The 19,327-nt window shown below is 44.2% G+C and carries 18 protein-coding genes and 1 riboswitch; of the genes, 8 read left to right on the top strand and 10 right to left on the bottom strand.

The features are described 5' to 3' along the window. Positions 1-103: 103 nt before the first annotated feature. The gene (locus L1611_RS09985) at positions 104-1,504 is read right to left on the bottom strand and encodes an APC family permease (protein WP_236312951.1); all 1,401 of its coding nucleotides are present in this window, start codon (positions 1,502-1,504) and stop codon (positions 104-106) included. A gap of 625 nt (positions 1,505-2,129) precedes the next feature. Between L1611_RS09985 and L1611_RS09980 the strand changes: the two genes are divergently transcribed. After that, positions 2,130-3,989: a M4 family metallopeptidase gene (locus L1611_RS09980; RefSeq protein ID WP_236312950.1), complete on the top strand. Its 1,860-nt coding sequence runs from the start codon at positions 2,130-2,132 to the stop codon at positions 3,987-3,989. A 452-nt stretch (positions 3,990-4,441) separates the two neighbouring features. Here L1611_RS09980 and L1611_RS09975 read toward each other — a convergent pair whose 3' ends face one another. From L1611_RS09975 to L1611_RS09950, 6 genes are all read right to left on the bottom strand, one after another. After that, a complete protein-coding gene (locus L1611_RS09975; RefSeq protein WP_236312949.1) occupies positions 4,442-5,416 on the bottom strand; it encodes an MBL fold metallo-hydrolase in 975 nt (324 codons plus the stop codon). A gap of 353 nt (positions 5,417-5,769) precedes the next feature. After that, complete coding sequence (locus tag L1611_RS09970; RefSeq protein WP_236312948.1) at positions 5,770-6,111, bottom strand: KGG domain-containing protein; 342 nt, start codon at positions 6,109-6,111, stop codon at positions 5,770-5,772. A gap of 121 nt (positions 6,112-6,232) precedes the next feature. Beyond that, on the bottom strand, positions 6,233-6,595 hold the full coding sequence (locus L1611_RS09965; RefSeq protein WP_236312947.1) for a SpoIIAA family protein: 363 nt from the start codon (positions 6,593-6,595) through the stop codon (positions 6,233-6,235). A 52-nt stretch (positions 6,596-6,647) separates the two neighbouring features. After that, the gene (locus tag L1611_RS09960) at positions 6,648-7,031 is read right to left on the bottom strand and encodes a DUF2512 family protein (protein ID WP_236312946.1); all 384 of its coding nucleotides are present in this window, start codon (positions 7,029-7,031) and stop codon (positions 6,648-6,650) included. A 255-nt stretch (positions 7,032-7,286) separates the two neighbouring features. Then, a complete protein-coding gene (locus tag L1611_RS09955; RefSeq protein WP_236312945.1) occupies positions 7,287-8,420 on the bottom strand; it encodes a M14 family metallopeptidase in 1,134 nt (377 codons plus the stop codon). A 27-nt stretch (positions 8,421-8,447) separates the two neighbouring features. Next, positions 8,448-8,591 carry a hypothetical protein gene (locus L1611_RS09950; RefSeq protein WP_236312944.1) on the bottom strand — a complete coding sequence of 48 codons (144 nt, stop codon included), beginning with the start codon at positions 8,589-8,591 and terminating at the stop codon, positions 8,448-8,450. Between the two features lie 316 nt (positions 8,592-8,907). On the opposite strand from L1611_RS09950, the gene L1611_RS09945 reads away from it, so the two are divergent. From L1611_RS09945 to L1611_RS09925, 5 genes are all read left to right on the top strand, one after another. Beyond that, positions 8,908-9,642 (top strand): YqjF family protein, encoded by a 735-nt coding sequence (locus L1611_RS09945; RefSeq protein ID WP_236312943.1) that lies wholly within the window; start codon positions 8,908-8,910, stop codon positions 9,640-9,642. 97 nt (positions 9,643-9,739) lie between these two features. Next, positions 9,740-10,762: a cytochrome c oxidase subunit II gene (gene coxB / locus L1611_RS09940; RefSeq protein ID WP_236313280.1), complete on the top strand. Its 1,023-nt coding sequence runs from the start codon at positions 9,740-9,742 to the stop codon at positions 10,760-10,762. Beyond that, positions 10,759-12,705 (top strand): cytochrome c oxidase subunit I, encoded by a 1,947-nt coding sequence (locus tag L1611_RS09935; RefSeq protein ID WP_407681718.1) that lies wholly within the window; start codon positions 10,759-10,761, stop codon positions 12,703-12,705. The genes coxB and L1611_RS09935 overlap by 4 nt, the downstream gene beginning before the upstream one ends. Next, positions 12,705-13,316, top strand: coding sequence for a cytochrome c oxidase subunit 3 (locus L1611_RS09930; protein WP_236312942.1), 612 nt, complete (start codon positions 12,705-12,707; stop codon positions 13,314-13,316). The genes L1611_RS09935 and L1611_RS09930 overlap by 1 nt, the downstream gene beginning before the upstream one ends. Next, positions 13,313-13,582: a cytochrome C oxidase subunit IV family protein gene (locus L1611_RS09925; RefSeq protein ID WP_236312941.1), complete on the top strand. Its 270-nt coding sequence runs from the start codon at positions 13,313-13,315 to the stop codon at positions 13,580-13,582. Before L1611_RS09930 ends, L1611_RS09925 begins: the two co-directional genes overlap by 4 nt. Positions 13,583-13,730: 148 nt before the next feature. Here the strand turns inward: L1611_RS09925 and L1611_RS09920 are convergent, their stop codons facing one another. Continuing rightward, positions 13,731-14,600: an ROK family protein gene (locus L1611_RS09920; RefSeq protein WP_236312940.1), complete on the bottom strand. Its 870-nt coding sequence runs from the start codon at positions 14,598-14,600 to the stop codon at positions 13,731-13,733. A 65-nt stretch (positions 14,601-14,665) separates the two neighbouring features. Further along, positions 14,666-15,622, bottom strand: coding sequence for a mannose-6-phosphate isomerase, class I (gene manA / locus L1611_RS09915; RefSeq protein ID WP_236313278.1), 957 nt, complete (start codon positions 15,620-15,622; stop codon positions 14,666-14,668). A gap of 302 nt (positions 15,623-15,924) precedes the next feature. Then, positions 15,925-16,039, top strand: a riboswitch (SAM riboswitch). An 84-nt stretch (positions 16,040-16,123) separates the two neighbouring features. On the opposite strand from manA, the gene L1611_RS09910 reads away from it, so the two are divergent. Together L1611_RS09910 and metC are read left to right on the top strand one after the other, a co-directional pair. Then, on the top strand, positions 16,124-17,236 hold the full coding sequence (locus L1611_RS09910; RefSeq protein ID WP_236312939.1) for a methionine biosynthesis PLP-dependent protein: 1,113 nt from the start codon (positions 16,124-16,126) through the stop codon (positions 17,234-17,236). Further along, on the top strand, positions 17,233-18,417 hold the full coding sequence (gene metC, locus L1611_RS09905) for a cystathionine beta-lyase (RefSeq protein ID WP_236312938.1): 1,185 nt from the start codon (positions 17,233-17,235) through the stop codon (positions 18,415-18,417). Before L1611_RS09910 ends, metC begins: the two co-directional genes overlap by 4 nt. Before the next feature lie 611 nt (positions 18,418-19,028). Here metC and L1611_RS09900 read toward each other — a convergent pair. Continuing rightward, positions 19,029-19,316, bottom strand: a complete 288-nt coding sequence (locus tag L1611_RS09900) for an antibiotic biosynthesis monooxygenase family protein (RefSeq protein WP_236312937.1) — start codon at positions 19,314-19,316, stop codon at positions 19,029-19,031. Positions 19,317-19,327: the final 11 nt, after the last annotated feature.

Below are 19,327 nucleotides of genomic sequence, written 5' to 3'. Positions count from 1 at the left end.
TTTATCCCGACATTCGATTTACATCTATCATTAACCTTCTTGGAAATCTTTCCAAAACAGCGCACCATAGTAAAGTGGCGCGCTGCAATGGTTATAGAAGCTTTTATATATTCATATCTACCTTCTCTTCCGGCTGTACTTTTGTAATGTAGTTCCCTTTGTTCATTTGAGAGAAGTAGTAGGCACCGATCAAGAACCAGATGCCTACCATGATCCATTCGGCTGGCCATACGAGTGCTGCTGGCATTCCCGGCATGTAAAGGCTGATGAAACCGAGGCTCAACACGAGTGCAATCCAGCCAACAGCGGTCCCCTTCCCTGCTCTGAACGGTCTTTCCATTGCGGGTTCTTTTTTGCGCAAAACAAGGAATGAGAGCGCTACCATGAAGTAAGCGATCACGATGCCAAGACCGCCTGCATCAACGATCCATACAAGCGCTGGACGACCTAACAATGGAGCAAGAACTGCCAAACCGCCGATTGCAAGAATGGCATTGGATGGTGTCTTGTATTTTGGATGCAGGTAGCCGAACCATTGGGGCAGCATCCCAGACTTGGCCATCGCAAAAACCACACGGCTTCCACCGATGATGAAGGCATTCCAGCTCGTGATGATCCCCGCTACTCCTCCTAGTATCAGGACGTTTCCGAAGGTTTGTGACCCGAAAGCGGCAGCCATTGCATCTGCAGTTGCAAGCTCCGTGTTCGCCAGGGCTGCCTGATCAAGCACCAACCCGACACCTAAAGCAATCAGCATGTAAAATACCACGGCACATCCGACGGAAAAGATGAGGACCTTTCCGATCTGTTTGAAGGGAAGGTTCACTTCTTCAGCAACTTGAGGTATGACATCGAATCCGACAAATAAAAATGGGACCATGATAAGGACGGCCATGACGCCGCCTGCGCCCCCAAGAAAATAAGGGTCAAGGTTTGCGGCACTACCGTTGATTGCTGAACCGAAAATCAACATGATTCCGATCAAAACGATAAGGATTGTCAAGACCAATTGCACAAATACAGCTGGTTTAACACCGAAGTAATTGATGAGTGTAATGAAAATCGATCCTCCCATGCCGATCAAAACCCATGTCAGGTATACATCCCAGCCAGCAATCGTCCATAAATAGACCGCTTGATAATCTGGCAGAATGTAATCCACAACCGTAGGGAGAGCGACAGCTTCGAATGTGACGACAGAGACATACCCCAATGTGATTGCCCAGGAGGCTATAAACGATGCTTTTTTTCCAAGCGCCCTGTGTACATAGGCATGTTCCCCACCGACTTCCGGCATGGCAGACGCCAGTTCTGAATACGTCAATCCGACAAAAATGACCAACAGGCCGCCGATGGCGAAAGCAAGCACTGCACCCATTGATCCTGCTGAAGTGATCCATGTGCCTGATAGGACGACCCAGCCCCATCCAAGCATCGCACCAATTGCAAGTACAAGTACATCAACCTTGGAAAGCACCCTTTTCATACTGTTCTTTCCATCCATTCCAACCTCACTCCTTCGTATGTTTTTTGATCTTGTAGGATAACCTTGCTAAAATTATATTCTCGATTATATCAAAATTTTTAAAAAATTCGGAGTTTTTCAACCCGGAAAAGTGATAAAACCCTAATTTGTTTGTGAATGTGAGGAGATAAGGCAAAATCCTTCAACCATCAAAGGACAGACTTCGTGCGGAGAACGACTATAGTCCGTTTTCTTTTTTCGACAGTCTGCCCTCCGCTGATCAGCGCATAAATATGGAACGCTTTCCATAAATGCCTGGGAACGTTCCAGATAATTTCAAATTACAGTTCTACTCCATTTGTACTATTTTACCTACAAGTACGATCACATACGACATTTTTCAACCTTACTCCTTACTATAGGGATGGATTGTAAATTATGTAGATGAATCCATGACTAGGATTTTGTGTTCATATCCATGGGTGAAAATGCTTCAATACAGGAATTTATATCCATTTATCCTGTACTTCTACCTGACAATAGTTGACAGAATATTCTGTTGATTATCGGATTATTTTGGAATACACTGGAATTCAGTTGGAAATTTAAAACTTCGAGTGCCGACATTTTCAACCACCGAAATATGATAGAAGGAAGGGATCAAATGAAGAAATTTGCTTTGGTTTTACTTGCAGTATTGTTGATGGCGGGAAGCCTGTTCATTCCAGGGGGAGCATCTTTTGCTGAAGGCGACTCTTTACAAACGTTCAAACGGATGAACCACGGTCAGGTACATGTAGTGAAGGACAAAGACCAGAAAGGACAACCCTCCTTTGTTTCAGGCATCTTATCAGAGAAACTTACAAAAGCGGATGCACAGAATGCGAAGAAGTTTCTGAACAAGCATAAACAATTTTTCAAAATGAAAGATCCAATTAATAATCTTAGTGAAGTCAAAACGAAACAAGATCAATTGGGTATGACACATGTTCGGCTCCAACAAATGAAAAACGGGGTTCCGGTCGACCGTAATGAATTGAATATCCACTTTAATGAAAAGAATGAGATAACAGCTGTAAACGGGAATTTCAATCCTACAATTGAAGATATCGAGCTGGATACAACACCGGATGTACAAGAAAACACTGCCTTGACTACTGCTAAATCTGCGGTAGATGCCCCTGATTATGTTGATTTCGAAGAATCAGAGTTAATCATTTATCCTTACGGGGAGGATTACCACCTCGCTTATAGAATCAACCTTGAATTCATTGGTGATCGCCAAGGTAACTGGTATGTGTATGTAGATGCGAATACCGGTGAAGTGATTGAAAAGTATGATGCGATGACAGGTTTCGGGTTTTTCAGTGACGTATTGGATTTTACTGCCGAAGACACTGGTGAGAAATCCAATCATGGTCCTAATCCAAAAGCGATAGAACGAGCAAGCCGGTTTAAACCAGCAAATGGATCAGGGCTTGGTACAACAGGTGTCACAAAACAGATCGTCATTTCCCACGGGAACATTCCTGGAAGTGGTGAAGGGTCTACATTTTACTTAGCAGATGAAACAAACTCTGATATGGCAGGGATATATACTTATAACATGAAAAACACTCCGAATCAGACTTGGTTATATACGGACAATGATGCATCTTGGAAAGATGTTGAGTATACAGGTGACAGTAGTTCATGGGAAGTGGTAGGGCAAGGGCCAGCCGTCGATGCCCATTCCAATTCAAAAATCGTGTATGACTACTTCTTGAATAATCATGGCCGGAACTCATTAGATGGAAACGGGATGGCAATCCGTTCCCGTGTCCATTATGGAAAAGAATATAATAATGCATTTTGGAGCAACGGCATTGCGATGATGACGTATGGAGACGGTGACGGCAAACAGTTCATCCCTTTAGCGGCTTTGGATGTGACTGCCCACGAAATGACCCATGGGATTACCCATTATAACGGTGGATTAAGATATCGTTTTGAAACAGGAGCGATCAATGAAGCCTATTCAGATACGTTTGCGAGTATCGTTGATGGTCGAAGCTGGGATGTTGGGGAAGATATCATGGGTTCTGATTGGATCGCCAATGGAAGGACAGCCCTTCGTAGCAGTGAAGATCCTGGCAAGTTTCCTGTCGGTTCTCAATATTGGAGATATAGTATAGATGGCGAGGGCCGTTATCCAGCACATATGGATGAATACTATTATTTGCCTGCCAATATGGATAATGGCGGTGTTCATATCAACTGTACGATCCTTCAGCATTCCGCATATCTAGTAGCAGAAGAGTACGGAATGGGTAGAGAGGTTGTCGCAGATACATGGTATCGGGCATACGACTACCTGCATTATGATGCTTCATTTGCTGAGTTCCGCGAGGCGGTCCTCCAATCCGCCATCGACCTGTACGGAGATGGAAGTGAAGAACATGAAGCATTCCTTCAAGCATTTGATGATATCGGATTATATGAAGGATGGTCTGTGAAAGACAATCCTAGAGCGCCACTTTGGTAATACACATATAAAGAAAGTTGAAAGGATAGATGGATGAGCATCTATCCTTTCGTTTTAAGCAGATGGAAATAAACCCTTCTGCTTAACGTTTTTAAAATCGTTATCCACTCATAACCCCTTCATAAGTACCTCAAAATCAGTTTTCCACTTTTTCAGGGTCTCATAACACCTTCATGAGTACCTCAAAATTGGTTTTCCACTTTATCAAGGTCTCATAACCCCTTCATGAGTACCTCAAAATCGGTTTCCCACTTTTTCAGGGTCTCATAACCCCTTCATGAGTACCTCAAAATCGGTTTTCCGCTTTTTCAGGGTCTCATAACCTCTTCATGATTACCTCAAAATCGGTTTTCCACTTTTTCAGGGTCTCATAACCTCTTCATGAGTACCTCAAAATCGGTTTTCCACTTTTTCAGGGTCTCATAACACCTTCATGGAACCTTAGTTTTTGGTCAAAGCGCCTTGTAATGCCAAACCCCATTGTTCATTTCCTTTTCGACTTTCTTATGGATTTCTAAATAATCGAGATGACCAATTACTTCAGACATAACAAGTGAAAACTGACTTTCATATTTTCCCTTATACATGGTTTTTCCGAGTTTGCTCGCTGTATCGGTACCATTATTAACATAGTTCAGTACCTTCTCCGCTTTCTTTTTTATACCGCTAAGTCTCACCTCAATCAGATTTTGAGGGTTTTCGATCGTGACACCGTGTCCTGAAAAAGCAATCTGAATGTCAAAGGAGCTACATTTCTCCAAGGATTGTTCCTGTTGCAACAAAGTTGGGAGGCGATTCCCTTCATGATCAGGCTCTACAAGTGCATTGCTCGACATATGTCTGATGAGGAGATCCCCGCTAAACAGCCATCCCCTCTTCTCATCCAAGAAAACAAGATGGTCTGGCGAATGGCCCGGAGTCTGGATCGGTTTTAATCCGTTGATCGGATCACTCTCGATCTGCGTGAGATCAGCTTGAACTTTCTTTTTATCATGGTCTTCTAATGCTTCTTTTAGCTTTTCAACCTGTTTCTCCCCAGCTTCTCCGCATCCCATCTCCCGGTATAACTGAGAAAAGAACTCGGTCCTCATTCGGAAAAAGTCCTTGTCTCTTTTCAAGCGGTGGATTGAATTTTCCGGAACATACACTGGAATATCGTGCTTCGAAACAATGCGATCGACCAAACCGACATGATCCTCATGATTGTGGGTAATGATGATGCGATCCAAGTCCTTAAGTGACAACCCCTTACAGCCCAGTGATTCGGTGAAAAAGTCCCAGCATTTTGCTGAGTTTATACCCGCATCAATCAGCGACACACTCCCCTCTTCTTCCACCAGGTAAAAGTTGAAGGAGCCCAAATCTGAACGAGTCGGAACGATGATCGGGTGTATCTTTCGTCCATTATCGTGAATGACTTCTGACATTATGGTACACATCCTTAGACCTTACTCTACTCAACTGTATATCATTCATAGCTTAGTTTTCCACTTCTAGGATGTTTCTAGAAAAAAGAGAGGTTTTCTAGGATTATCTGCGAATTTTCTAGGATTATAGCCGATATTTCTAGGATTATGCTCAAAATTTCTAGGATTATGGCCGAAATTTCTAGGAAAAGCAGTCTGAGGGGGCTAAGCTGGATAAGTGGGCGCAGGGCATCTATTGTAGGGGTGGACATATGAAAACTCATCCCTTACAATCAAAAACAAGGACGCCAGTGGGGCTGGCATCCTTGTTCAATACGTTTTATTTTGACGAAGCGGTTCAGGAGGCTTGTCCATTAACGGTTATTGTTGCTGTTATTGCCTCTGCTGCTTCGTTTTCCACCTTTTTCACCGATCTCCTGATAGAACTCCTTATCCTTCTCCTGAGAAGTAGTTTCTCCACCTTTTTGTCCGATGTCTTGATAGAATTCTTTACCATGCTCTTGAGAAGTGGTTTCTCCGCCTTTTTGACCGATGTCCTGATAGAAATCCTTATCATGTTCTTGGGCTGTTTTTTCTCCGCCTTTTTGACCGATTTCTTGATAGAATTCCTTGTCATGTTCTTTGGCTGTTTTTTCTCCGCCCTTTTGTCCTGCTTCCTCATAACTCATTTTGTTTTTGTTTTTGTCTTGTGCCATTTTTAATTCCTCCTTTTGTTGAAGTTATAAGCACATTTCCACGTGTACAAAATTCTAAACGTTCTTTTATTATAATTTTCCCGTTTAACTTTTTGTTATATTTGCATCTTTCTTTTCCATGTCAACTTGCTTTTTTAAGCCAGTTCCATGCTTGATCCTGCTCGTTTTTCTTAAAGTGTTTTGCCGTGACACCTGGAAGATGATCTCCCATTTTCGTGAATGTTTCCATCGCCTTTTTGTCACTGAGAATCGCAAATTTATTAAATTGATTCCAGCGCTTTGTATCAAATTTCATCCCTTTGACGAGACCTTTGAAGGTGGCGCTGTCAAAATCATGAAAAATCACAAGCATATTGAACGATTCATTTTCCCTGAAATTCGCCTGTACATATTGATCAAGCTTACTAGCATCTTCTTCCTTCGCTTCACCTTCGATTTCCAACGCAACCGTAGATTCATCACGGCTAGGAATAATCTTGAACATCGGCAGCTTCCTCCTTTCCACCCGTCTTTAAAAACAGCATCATATCAAGGGTTTAGTGGGTGTGCGAAGCTTTCAAATGTTTCGTAAGACCAAGCTCTTTTCTTAAAATATAGAAATGGAAAAAATGTTCTCCTGTTGCGATGACAGCTGCTGTAATTGCCGCTGCGCCTGCCATCGTCCCTGTTTGCAAACCTGTAATCATGATCCCGACGACCCATACAACCACGAATGTGAGACCTAAATCGGCCATCGTTGCTTTCATGTTAGTCGTTTTTGGCAGGACATAGAGATCTCCAAGGATATAGGAAACTGCTCCCAGGATAACTGTTAAAATCACCACGTTGATGAAGGAAATCCCGTATCCTAAACCGAGGATCAGATACAAAATTGGAAGTGTCATCGCCCCTTTGATTGCCAGAGCTTTTACATGGACCATGATTTCATCCCTCCCTTGCAATTTATTTCCAACCCCTGAGAACAAGGACTTGTACTAAATATTCCCAGGTCAGAGCACCTTAAAACATTATATCAATATAACATTTTCAATGGTTTTGTTAGGTAAAGGTCGTATCGACGAGATCCCCGGTATGTCTCCAGATCTTCAGCAACCGGAGGAAAGGCATCTGGTTGAACATCCCTCCACAGGGATCGCGTTTTGTTCGGAATTTGCTTCAAACTGACCACTCCATATTCAGACTTTAGCTTCCCTTTTTAGAATCCCTTCTCTGCCTAGCACATTCTCAATCCCTGACCGCCCTTCTTTGATGACCGATTCTCGCCATTCCTGTTTAGGCGGGTAGAACATATTGTGGGTTTCCTCTAGGACCCATTCACGGTCTTCTTCTTTCTCTGCTCCTTCCCAATACAATTGGTTTTCTAAAACGATGGTTGTTAATTCGCGAAGCTCCGCTTTCTTGCTTGTGCCAAAGGTGCCGAATTCAAATAGGGCGGAAAAGAGATACCTGTCCGGAAATTCCTCCTCTTTCAACTGATTGAAATAGTTGGTCGCATCCCCTTTTACATCTTTCGGTGAGGATTTTTGGATGTTTTTCAGATTATAAAAAGACTTCAATTCTTCTTCACTGCGGGAGTCGAACGTGGAATTTACAATGGTTAGTTCATTCATCGGACCGAGTGCGGTATGCCAATCCATATGGATGATTTTCTTATAAGTGGATAATAAGTACTTCTGTACCTTTTTCAGGAAGGTCGTTGATGGCTCCTCAGCCTTTCCTCCATAATAGACACCCTTCTCAAACTCGAACTGCCCCATGCTTTTGGCACGTTTGACCCCGCTATAGCCTTCCTTTACCATTCCTTTCGTGAGTTGGGCATATAAGTCTTTCTTTTCCTTCTTTACATCCTTGATTTTTCCGTTCGGAAGAAAAAGATCGCTTTCTTTTGCAAACTTTTCATTCATATCTTCAGGAACCGTGTCATAAAAGAAATTCCGGTTCAAATCAATGTTATTTTCGGTTACCCGGCGAGCATTTCTCATGCCCCATGGGTTCAATACGTGGATGAGGCAGATGCCAGTCGTTTCAGGGTCTATCTGATCAAGGTACTCGTCGACAAATAAATGAAGCATCGCCGCTCCAGCATAGCCTTCAATTCCGTGCAAACCTGAAGAAAGAAAGACGACCTGATCATTGGACGCCCGTGCTTCAGAATAAATCATATCGATCGTATTGTCCTTTTCCTTGCCGATTGGTTCGTTTGATAACCCAGCTCTCGGCCATTTCTTTTTAATCTTATCCAGATGTTCCCTGAATACATTACGAGACTCTTCATATGTGCTTTTGAAATAATCATCTGTTTCTCTCATTTCCTCCACTCCTTCCTCGTAACCTACTTATTCAAAGTCATCCGGGTTCTTTTCGCTGTCTTTATTTTTCTTCTCATCTTCCACCTCTCTTTGAGGCTCGATATCACGGTCACTGTCCTTCTCCTTCTGTCTTTGCTCTTTCGAATCTTTATTCTTTTTATCGTTTACCATGTTCATCACCCCTCTATGCAATTTGGTTATACTAATTCCTAGGATTTAAATCCATTAAACTTGATTTTTAACCCTTTTATTTTTAATTGCTCCTATCTGGGAAACTCACTCCCTTTCCACGGGTTGAAGAAAAGAGGAAGCGACCCGTTTAGTCACGTAGGTCACTGGAAGACTGATGAGGAAAACTTCGCTGGAGTGTCGTGAATTTCGCTTAATTGAACAGCCTCATTTTATATTAATAGGGCAAGGTTTAGCATGATCGACTCATGGATAGACAAAACAATAGCGTGTAAAAAAATTGAAAGGGATGATAAACATGGTCGACTTTGCAGAAGGACTGCTTCAAAAAACGGATCATCGGACGGCGCCTCTCCCAAACCATGAATGGAGGCTTACGCAACGCTGGGACCATTTGTTGTTCATGCATTTTCCTGTTTCAAAGGAACTGTTGAATAAGCATTTCCCTGCTCCATTAGAGCTGGACACTTTTGAAGGAGAAGCGTGGATCGGTATCATACCATTCTCAGTAAACGATATGAGGGTACGAGGACTACCGAAAATCCCTTTTTTCCATTCTTATTTGGAGTTGAATGTAAGGACCTATGTAAAGCACAAAGGGGTTCCGGGGGTTTATTTTTTCAGCCTGGACGCGGACCATCTTCCTGTCGTTCTTGGTGCGAGAGCCGTATCTTTACCTTATTTTAAAGCGGAAATGTCCATGTCTATAGAGAACCGGCGCATCACCTACTTCAGTAAACGAAAAGGAAAAACACCGGGTATTTTCCGTGGGAGCTATCAGCCTATTTCCGAACCCTTTCTACCAGATAAAGGAAGCCTGACCCATTGGTTTCTTGAACGCTATGTTTTATGGACGGAAAAGGGAAAGGCATTACTAAGAGGGGACATTCATCATGAAAGGTGGGAAGTAAGTGAGGCGGAAGTCAACATTGAGGAAATGAAGCTCCCTCCAACAGATACCCCGCTATACGTGCACTATTGCCCATCACGACGTGTTCTCATGTGGCCTTTGAAGCCTGAAGACACCAACTAAAATTTCGCCATCTATCAAATCTCCCGTTTATCAAATCGGTATATGTGGAAGGAACCATATATGTTCCATGAATGGGAGGCCATGACAAGTGGAAAAAATGAACAAGTTCGGAGTCATCTTATTTCTTCTCTTATTGACAGGTTGTTCCCCAGCAAAGTGGGATGTTCTCAACCCTAAATCTTCCACAGCAGAAAGCCAACTTTCCTTGATCCAGCTCAGTATCGCATTAATGTCCATCGTATTGATCACTGTCACGGTACTGTTCACGGTTTTTGTTGTAAAATATCGCAAAAGACCGGGCTGGGAAACGGAAACCGAAAATCAGAAGCCAGGGGATAAGAGACTTGAAATCACCTGGACCCTCATACCGATATTGATTCTAACCATTTTAGCGGTTCCGACTGTACTGGATACATATAAACTTGACCGGGAAACGAAAGCCAGTGATGGGGCGCTGGTCGTCAAAGTGACCGCTCATCAATTCTGGTGGGAGTTTGATTATCCTGAAAAAGGGATTACGACTTCAGAAACGCTCCATGTCCCAGTCGATAAAAAAGTAATCATAGAGTTGACTTCAGAGGATACGATCCACTCTTTCTGGGTGCCGCAATTAGGTGGTAAACAGGACGCCACCCCTGGTAGAAAAGGTAAACTATCCTTCGTCCCAAATGAAACCGGTGTGTACAGAGGTTCGTGTGCCGAGCTCTGCGGACCCGGACATGCCTACATGCGGTTTCATGTAAAAGTGGAAACAGAATCCGAATTCAAAGCCTGGGTCGACGGTATGAAACAACCGAACAAGACTAGTTTGACAGATTCAGAGACAAAGGGGGAGGAGATTTTCAAGGGTCAATGCCTCAGCTGTCATGGCTCACAAGGATTAGAACCTAAAGTCAGTGGATCTCCAGCCCCTCATCTCGGTGATTTCGCTTCACAGAAACGGATTGCCAATGTGCTCCCGAACAATCGGGACAATCTGAAAAAATGGCTCGATGACCCGCGAAAGGTCAAACCGGGGGCCAAGATGCCTTCCTTCAAAACGGACTTTACTGAAGAGGAAAAAGAAGACTTGATCGATTACTTGATGTCCCTGAATGTAAAGGAAGGTGAAAAACGATGAGCTTCTATTTCTTCGGCGAGAAAATCAGACTTGTTTCCGATATCATTGCCGGGTATCTATCGATTTTCCTTATGGGAATCGCTGCAGTCGTTTTCCTGACTTATTATAAAAAATGGGGGGCTTTATGGCGTTATGTGAAAACGACCCATCATAGCAAGGTTGGAATCCTTTACCTTTCAGCGGGCTTCGCCTTTTTTCTCCGGGCCGGACTCGATGCGCTGATTATCAGAGCTCAATTGGCCCTGCCCCAAAATGAATTCTGGGTCTTTCAGGGTGATAAGTATAACCAGATGATGACGACACATGGGACGACGATGATCTTTTTCGTCGCGATGCCGTTGATCATCGGATTGATGAACGTTGCGGTCCCTCTCCAGATCGGGGCAAGGGATCTTGCATTTCCGTTCCTGAATGCATTAAGTTTCTGGCTGTTTTTGGCTGGCGGGGCATTGATCAATATCAGTTTCGTTCTCGGCGGATCACCGACTGCCGGATGGACGTCCTATGTCCCTCTTGCACTGGATGAATTCACACCAGCTACGGGCAATGATTACTACAGTCTTGGCCTTCAAGTCTCCGGAATCGGGACACTGCTGACGGCGATCAATTTTCTCGTCACGATCATCAATAAACGGACTCCCGGGATGAAATTGATGAGGATGCCGCTGTTCACATGGGCAACACTGGTGACCTCGATTCTCATCCTTTTCGCCTTTCCAGCGCTTACTGTCGCATTGCTTTTGTTGATGTTCGACCGGTTATATGGAACAGGCATGCTTGCAGCGGATGCAGGAAACTCCTTGATCTGGCAGCATCTATTTTGGATTTTCGGGCACCCGGAAGTCTATATTTTGATTCTTCCCGCATTTGGCATCTTTTCCGATGTGATCACGACATTCGCGAAAAAACGATTGTTCGGGTACAGCTCAATGGTCATCGCACTTGTGCTGATCGGTTTCCTCGGCTTCATGGTATGGATCCATCACATGTTTACAGTTGGCCTCGGTCCGACTTCCAATGCGATTTTTGCGATTTCAACCATGTCGATTGCGGTGCCGACCGGAATCAAGATCTTCAACTGGCTGTTCACCATCAGAGGAGGCGTCATCACGTTCAATACACCGATGCTGTTCTCGCTCGGATTCATCCCATCGTTCGTAATCGGCGGTGTCACCGGAGTCATGCTTGCGACTGTACCCGCAGATTATCAATATCATGACAGCTATTTCGTGGTCGGCCATTTCCATTATGTGATCGTAGGCGGGACAATCCTCGGCATTTTTGCAGGCGTGTATTACTGGTGGCCGAAATTGTTCGGCTTCATGCTCAATGATGTGCTTGGAAAGTGGCATTTCTGGACGTTCCTGATCGGATTCCATATTACGTTTTTCCCGATGCACATCATGGGACTGAAGGGTATGCCGAGAAGGGTTTTCACCTATCTTCCTGAGGATGGGCTTACAGGTTTGAACTTGGCCAGTACGGTCGGAGCTTTCATGATGGGTGGAAGTATGATGATCTTTTTATGGAACATCTATCAAAGCTATCGCCATAGTCCACGTGAAGTCGGAAATGACCCATGGGATGGGAGGACCATCGAATGGACGATCCCCTCCCCTCCGCCTGAATACAATTTCGCCCGGCTTCCAAAGGTGTATAGCAGCGATGCTTGGTGGCAGGCGAAGAAATACCAGAATGGCCGGTTGGAGGCAGCAGAAGAACTCTCCCCGATTCGAATGCCGCTCGACACCGCAAAACCGATGTTGATCGGCATGTTCATGCTGATCGGGTCATTCGGCATCATCGTTGAGGTTTGGTACTTCCAACTGGTCGGTCTGCTTGGTGTCATCGGGTTGATGGTTCTGCATTCTTTTCAGGATTCAGGCAGGAAAATGGTGACCCCGAAAACCCATCCTGATGAGAAGATAGGGGGAGAAGAATGATGGCAGAGGAAAAAATCGTCTTTTCAAAAGAATTCACGGAGGAAGAAACCGCGGATAGGGTCCTTGGACTCTGGTTTTTTATCGGCGCGGAAATCGTTCTCTTCGGCTGTTTGTTCGGCGTCTACCTTACACTGAACAACCATACGGTCCCAGGTGAATCCCCTGGGGAGCTATTCGAGCTGAAGCAAACGATTCTAGCGACGTTCCTTCTGCTGTCGAGCAGTTTTACCTGTGCGCAATCCTTTTTAGGAGCGAAAAAAAACCATTATAAAAAAAGCTTCTTCTTCCTGATCTCCACATTCGTTCTTGGCGCTGCCTTTTTAGGTCTAGAAGCACATGAATTTTTCAAATATGTGAGAGAAGGACACACCTTTACATCAAGTCCGTTCATGTCTTCCTTCTATATATTGGTCGGCACGCACGGTACTCACGTTTTAGCTGGATGCACCTGGATGGTCCTTCTCCTCATCCATCTTAAAAGAGAAAGGATCACCTCTTATACGAAAGCGAAACTGGAAGCATTCAGCCTATACTGGCATTTCGTTGATGTTGTCTGGATTTTCATCTTTACAGTCGTCTATCTGATCGGAAAGGCAGGGATCATCTATTGAAACTCTCTCTGAATGTACGCCAATGGATCGGTTTCTTCCTGATGTTGACGTTCAGCGGAATTGCGTTTTATCTCGTGATGTCGATCGGTACGATTCCTCTCTGGTTACTCATCATGTTGCTGATTTTAGCCGTTATACAAGCCACCATCCAACTTGTCTGGTTCATGGACATCCAACAGGGAAGGCGAGGCTACAAATGGGTGACCATCAGCAGCGGCCTGCTCATCGCCGGATTAGCGATCCTTTACTTAATGCTGCTGGAATAGAGTATGGAAAAAGGACTCATGAGTTTGCGCTCTGAGTCCTTTTGTTAGAATAATATGGAATTTCGTCAAAATAAACTCGCGTTTTGTCAGAATAACCTTCGGATTTGTTAAAATAAGCCGAGATTTTGCCAAAATAAAGGGTGGCTGCTCACAAAGCCCTTTTTGCCAACGCAATCCCACCGTATAATCCTGCATGATCGCCTAATCCTGGCGGCACGATGTACTCATCGATCTTTTCCAAAATGTTTTCATGCTGGATGTAGCCATTCAACAGCTTCACGACATTATCCCGTACGAGCGGGAACAAATGGGCTTGCTTCATTACACCACCGCCAAGCACCAGTCGTTTCGGCGACAACACGAGTATGTAATTCACAATGGCCTGTGCAATGTAAAACGCTTCAAGCTCCCAAACTTCCGCTCGTTCAGTCAATTCAATCCCTGCAAGCCCCCATCGCGCTTCAATTGCCGGGCCAGCAGCCAGCCCCTCCAAACAGTCTCCGTGGTAAGGGCACTTCCCTTCAAATGGATCCTCTTCATGGCGACGAACAAGAATATGCCCCATTTCGGGATGAAGCATGCCATGAATGATCCTGCCTTCCGAAATCGCACCGACTCCGATTCCGGTCCCAACCGTCATATAGAGACAGCTATCAAGTCCTTGTGCCGCCCCCCACTCCATTTCTCCGAGTGCAGCCGCATTCACATCGGTATCAAATCCAATCGGTACGTTAAAATGCTTCTTCATTTGGCCGACAATATCAGCGTTGTTCCAATATTTTTTTGGCGTAGATGTAATAAACCCATATGTAGGACTATCAGGATTCAGATCGACAGGGCCGAACGAACCGATCCCCAAAGCTTCAATCTTTTTCATTTTGAAAAATTCGACCACCTGGCTCAACGTTTCGTCAGGTGTGGTCGTCGGAATCGTGATCTTCTCAAGGATTTCTCCGTTTTCGGTACCGATCCCACACACAAACTTCGTCCCGCCAGCTTCAATTGAACCAAAAACCATCAAAACACACTCCTTTTCCTATGAAAGGTGCCAAAACTAAGATGGCAGCTTCGGCACTTTGATTCTTATACTGTTGGATGTGACACGATACATTCTACGTTACCGTCCAAAGAAAACTGTTTGACGGTTGACGGAATGATAAAATGGTCCCCTTTTTTGATTAGAGAGATACCACCATCTGTCGTAATTTCTCCTTCTCCTGATAAAACACTGACAAGCAAGTAGGCCCGATTTTCATATTGTTCACTGGGGCCGTCCAATTCCCAGCGATAGACAGTAAAATAATTCTCCTGAATCAGCTTCGTCTTCTTCAAGCCATCAATCGTGGACTCGACAGGCTCAAACTTCGCATCCTCATGGGGAATCATCGCTACTTCAATCGATTTCTCGATATGGAGTTCACGCGTGTTCCCTTCCGTATCGCGGCGATCGTAATCATATACACGGTACGTTACGTCTGAACTTTGCTGCGTTTCAAGGATCATCGTGCCTGTCCCAATCGCATGAATGGTTCCATTCGGCACATAGACGAAATCACCCGGTTGGATCGGAACTGTACGAAGCAAGTCATCCCAACGGTTTTCAGCAACCATCTGTTCAAACTCAGACTTCGACTTGGCGTGGTGGCCATACACAAGTTCAGCTCCAGGTTCACAATCGATGACGTACCAGCATTCTGTTTTTCCGTAAGGTTCGCCTTCGACTTTCTGCGCATACGAATCATCTGGATGCACCTGGACAGACAAATCCGTTTTCGCATCCAAAATTTTAACGAGCAATGGAAACTCCTCGCCCTCCTGGTTACCGAACAATTCAGCATGCTCGTCCCACACTTGATCGAGCGTTTTCCCTTCTAATGGGCCATTCAACACTTTACTCGGACCGTTCGGATGTGCCGAAATCCCCCAGCACTCCCCCGTAGTCTCGGACGGGATCTCATAACTGAAAGCTTCGCGCAGCTTCGTCCCACCCCAGATACGATCTTTAAAAACAGGCTTCAAAAAAATAGGTTCATTGTACAAACTCGACACCTCGATTAATCCCCTTTTACAACCTACTTTAACACTTAATCGGTGGGTTGGGGAGAAATCATAGCAAAGTTTATGATTAACGAATTGAATCTCTATAAAATCAGCCATGGAACTAACAGTAAACTTTCAGGTGAATCAGCTATAAATCCGCCTGCTCCATTAAGGGAATAAAGCATATTACTTAGTTTTCCGATCAGATATATAAGTTTAAATATTCTGATAAAATTTTAGAAAAATGCTTGAACTTCCCTCTGATTTGATGTATGTTTAGTTTCAAAATTAAATAATTGAATTTCTTATCCAGAGAGGTAGAGGGAATGGCCCGACGACACCTCAGCAACCATCAACGCGTTCAACGTTGAAAAGGTGCTAATTCCAGCAGGTTCCTTGAACTTGTGAAGATAAGAAGAATGACGGATACATACAAAAGTCTTCTTCTTAGGAAGGCTTTTTTCTTTTTTAAGGTGTTTTATCAACTAAGGAGGATTATTGATGTATAAATTTGAGACGAAACTAGCACAGATCGGAAACCGCAGTGAGAGCGTCACAGGAACGGTCAATCCACCAGTATACTTTTCAACTGCCTATCGACACGATGGAATCGGCCAACCGACCGATTATGATTATATCCGGACAGGAAATCCAACACGAAAGGTTCTTGAAAAGACCATCGCCGACCTTGAAGGCGGTGAACAAGGATTTGCCTGCAGTTCCGGGATGGCTGCCATCATGACCTTACTCTCATTATTCCAGTCAGGAGACGAATTTATCGTTTGTAAAGATTTATATGGCGGAACTTACCGGTTATTTGAAAAAGGTTTCCGCAAATGGGGGCTTAACTGCAGGTATGTTGATACGTTAGACACAACGTCAATTGAAAAAGCCGTCACAAACCAAACGAAAGCGATTTTCATCGAGACGCCGACCAATCCACTTATGGAAGAAACAGATATACCAACCGTTGCTGCGATCGCCAGGGAACATGGATTGTTACTCATTGTCGACAACACATTCTACACACCTCTATTGCAACGACCGATCGAGCTTGGGGCGGATATCGTCATCCATAGTGCCACCAAATATTTGGGAGGTCATAACGACGTGCTCGCAGGGCTGATCGTCGCGAAGGGAAAAGAACTGTGCGACTCATTGGCAGACCACCATAATGCCGTAGGTGCTGTCTTGAGCCCCTTCGATTCCTGGTTGTTGATGAGAGGTATGAAAACATTATCATTACGCATGGAAAAACATCAGGTGAACGCGCAGCGGATTGCTGACTACTTGTCAAAACACAAGGCTGTCACCGATGTGCTGTACCCCGGTCGAGGCGGAATGCTCTCTTTCCGGATCATCGACGAATCCTGTGTCAATCCGCTTTTACAAGCCCTATCGCTGATAACCTTTGCAGAAAGCTTAGGAGGGGTTGAAAGCTTCATCACCTATCCTGCCACCCAGACACATGCAGATATACCCGAAGAAATTCGAACAAAAAACGGTGTCTGTAACAGACTGCTCCGGTTTTCTGTTGGGATAGAAGATACAGAGGACCTGATCAACGATTTAGAGCAATCCTTAACAAAAGCATGTACGGAGGTATTAATATGAGCCACCAAAATCAACTTTCATTTGAAACGAAGCTGCTTCACAATGAGCATAAGATCGATCAGACGACAGGCTCTGTCAGTGTACCGATCCATCCTTCTTCTACCTATCACCAGTTTGATATCGACCAGTTCGGAAAATACGATTACAGCCGTTCATTAAATCCGACAAGGGAGGCATTGGAGGATACAATCGCCTCGCTGGAAGAAGGGACGAGAGGTTTCGCTTTTGCATCTGGTATGTCTGCGATCTCAACCGCTTTCCTCCTTTTGTCTCAGGGTGACCACGTTCTCATCTCTGAAGACGTGTACGGCGGTACCTATCGTATGGTAACAGAGGTACTATCAAGATACGGAATTGATCATACATTTGTGGATATGACCGAACTTTCAGAGGTTGAAAAGCAGATCCGTCCAAATACAAAAGTGGTTTATGTAGAGACACCTTCGAATCCATTGCTGAAGGTTTCAGATATCGAATCGATTGCAAAGCTGGCGAAACAAGCAGGCGCCCTTACCTTTGTCGATAATACGTTCTTGACCCCAGCTATTCAAAAGCCTTTGGCACTTGGAGCCGATATCGTATTGCACAGCGCGACTAAATTTTTGTCAGGCCATAGTGATGTCGTAGCCGGTCTTGCCGTCGTTAAAGATAAGGCGATCGGAGAAAGATTGGCATTTTTGCAAAACTCATTCGGCGCAGTCCTCGGAGCTCAAGACTCATGGCTGGTACTCCGCGGATTGAAAACACTTCATGTAAGACTTGAAAAATCGATGGAATCTGCCGGAAAAATCGCCCGCCATCTCCAGGGACATCCATTGGTAAAGCACGTCTATTATCCCGGACTCCCAGATCACAATGGGTATCAATTGCAAAAAAGCCAGGCAACTGGTCCAGGGGCAGTCCTTTCGTTTGAGCTTGAAAATGAAAGTGTATTACGATCACTCGTCGCAAAGGCGCAATTGCCTGTATTTGCAGTTAGTCTTGGGGCCGTCGAATCTATCCTTTCCTTTCCCGCGAAAATGTCACATGCTGCGATGCCAGAAGTGGAGCGGAGACGGAGGGGAATCACGAACTCGTTGTTGCGATTATCAGTCGGTCTGGAAAATCCAGATGACCTCATCCAGGATTTTGAAACAGCCCTGGAACAACAGGTCAATGTTGAACCTACAACAGCCTATTAAGAAAAGCGCAAGCGCCCTGATCAGCCACGAAGGTCACTGGAAGTCCGACGAGGAGGCAGTTGCCGCCACAGGAGGACTGAAGTGATCCAAGTGGTTGGGCGTTGGAGCTAGACATTACTTCACCGCGACCAAAATTTTCTTTTAAGAAAACTTGGTAAAGCCAAGCCTTTAGCGCAGGCTGAGCCTTAGTTACGCTTATATTGAAGAAAGTATTTTATACTTTCTTTAAATGTTAAAAACAAATGTTTTCCCTCCCTATCAATGAACCATTCTGGATCTTTATCTTCTAAACTGGAATGGTCGAGAAAAAGTTCACGCACAATGACTGATGACAGCGACCAGTCAGAACATGAAAAAGATCGCAAACCACCTAGAGAAGCTAACCGGGTAGGATGCGACCTTTTTTATGATTATTCCGTTTTCGAAAAAACTCATATTTATTTAATGAACACCCTTTTTTGATACTTGGTGGAATGACATATTTGATGGGCCTTAAGGGGACCACCTATTTAAAAACATAAGTTTAAAATTCAGGCGTATGTCAAATTTTAGAGCCCGTTTCTTGCAACGGAAAAGCGTATTGATAAAGAAAAAAATATCCTTATGAAAGATTAAACTGATTCAAAATGTTCTACTATTGGGAAGGGATCATAAAAATGATGAAGCTGTTCTTTCCACGCAAGGTATTCAATTGATTGTCTAAAGCCTACTGTATGATCTTCTAAACTCTCCCATTTAACTAAAAGTAAATACTTCCCTCTTACCTCTATACATCGTTGTAATTCGTGAGATATGTAACCTTTCATTGATGAAATAATTTTAGAAGCATTAAGAAAGGCTTCTTCGTATTCCTCTTCCATCCCTAGTTTAACTTGAAGCATAACAGCTTCCAATATCATGTAATCACTCC

It is taken from the genome of Pseudalkalibacillus salsuginis, assembly GCF_021646685.1.
In the GTDB taxonomy this organism is placed as follows: domain Bacteria; phylum Bacillota; class Bacilli; order Bacillales; family Fictibacillaceae; genus Pseudalkalibacillus; species Pseudalkalibacillus salsuginis.
The sequence above is the reverse complement of the archived record's forward strand: the minus strand, read 5'-3'. Positions and strand labels throughout refer to the sequence as shown.

Coding starts and splice junctions, on each gene's coding strand:
- L1611_RS09975 (WP_236312949.1), bottom strand. CDS start 5,416: ATGTCAGAAGTCATTCACGATAATGGACGAAAGATACACCCGATCATC.
- coxB (WP_236313280.1), top strand. CDS start 9,740: ATGAACAAGTTCGGAGTCATCTTATTTCTTCTCTTATTGACAGGTTGT.
- L1611_RS09920 (WP_236312940.1), bottom strand. CDS start 14,600: ATGGTTTTTGGTTCAATTGAAGCTGGCGGGACGAAGTTTGTGTGTGGG.
- L1611_RS09955 (WP_236312945.1), bottom strand. CDS start 8,420: ATGAGAGAAACAGATGATTATTTCAAAAGCACATATGAAGAGTCTCGT.
- L1611_RS09965 (WP_236312947.1), bottom strand. CDS start 6,595: ATGTTCAAGATTATTCCTAGCCGTGATGAATCTACGGTTGCGTTGGAA.
- L1611_RS09910 (WP_236312939.1), top strand. CDS start 16,124: ATGTATAAATTTGAGACGAAACTAGCACAGATCGGAAACCGCAGTGAG.
- L1611_RS09930 (WP_236312942.1), top strand. CDS start 12,705: ATGGCAGAGGAAAAAATCGTCTTTTCAAAAGAATTCACGGAGGAAGAA.
- L1611_RS09970 (WP_236312948.1), bottom strand. CDS start 6,111: ATGGCACAAGACAAAAACAAAAACAAAATGAGTTATGAGGAAGCAGGA.
- L1611_RS09950 (WP_236312944.1), bottom strand. CDS start 8,591: ATGGTAAACGATAAAAAGAATAAAGATTCGAAAGAGCAAAGACAGAAG.
- metC (WP_236312938.1), top strand. CDS start 17,233: ATGAGCCACCAAAATCAACTTTCATTTGAAACGAAGCTGCTTCACAAT.
- L1611_RS09900 (WP_236312937.1), bottom strand. CDS start 19,316: ATGATATTGGAAGCTGTTATGCTTCAAGTTAAACTAGGGATGGAAGAG.
- L1611_RS09935 (WP_407681718.1), top strand. CDS start 10,759: ATGAGCTTCTATTTCTTCGGCGAGAAAATCAGACTTGTTTCCGATATC.
- L1611_RS09945 (WP_236312943.1), top strand. CDS start 8,908: ATGGTCGACTTTGCAGAAGGACTGCTTCAAAAAACGGATCATCGGACG.
- L1611_RS09960 (WP_236312946.1), bottom strand. CDS start 7,031: ATGGTCCATGTAAAAGCTCTGGCAATCAAAGGGGCGATGACACTTCCA.
- L1611_RS09985 (WP_236312951.1), bottom strand. CDS start 1,504: ATGGATGGAAAGAACAGTATGAAAAGGGTGCTTTCCAAGGTTGATGTA.
- L1611_RS09980 (WP_236312950.1), top strand. CDS start 2,130: ATGAAGAAATTTGCTTTGGTTTTACTTGCAGTATTGTTGATGGCGGGA.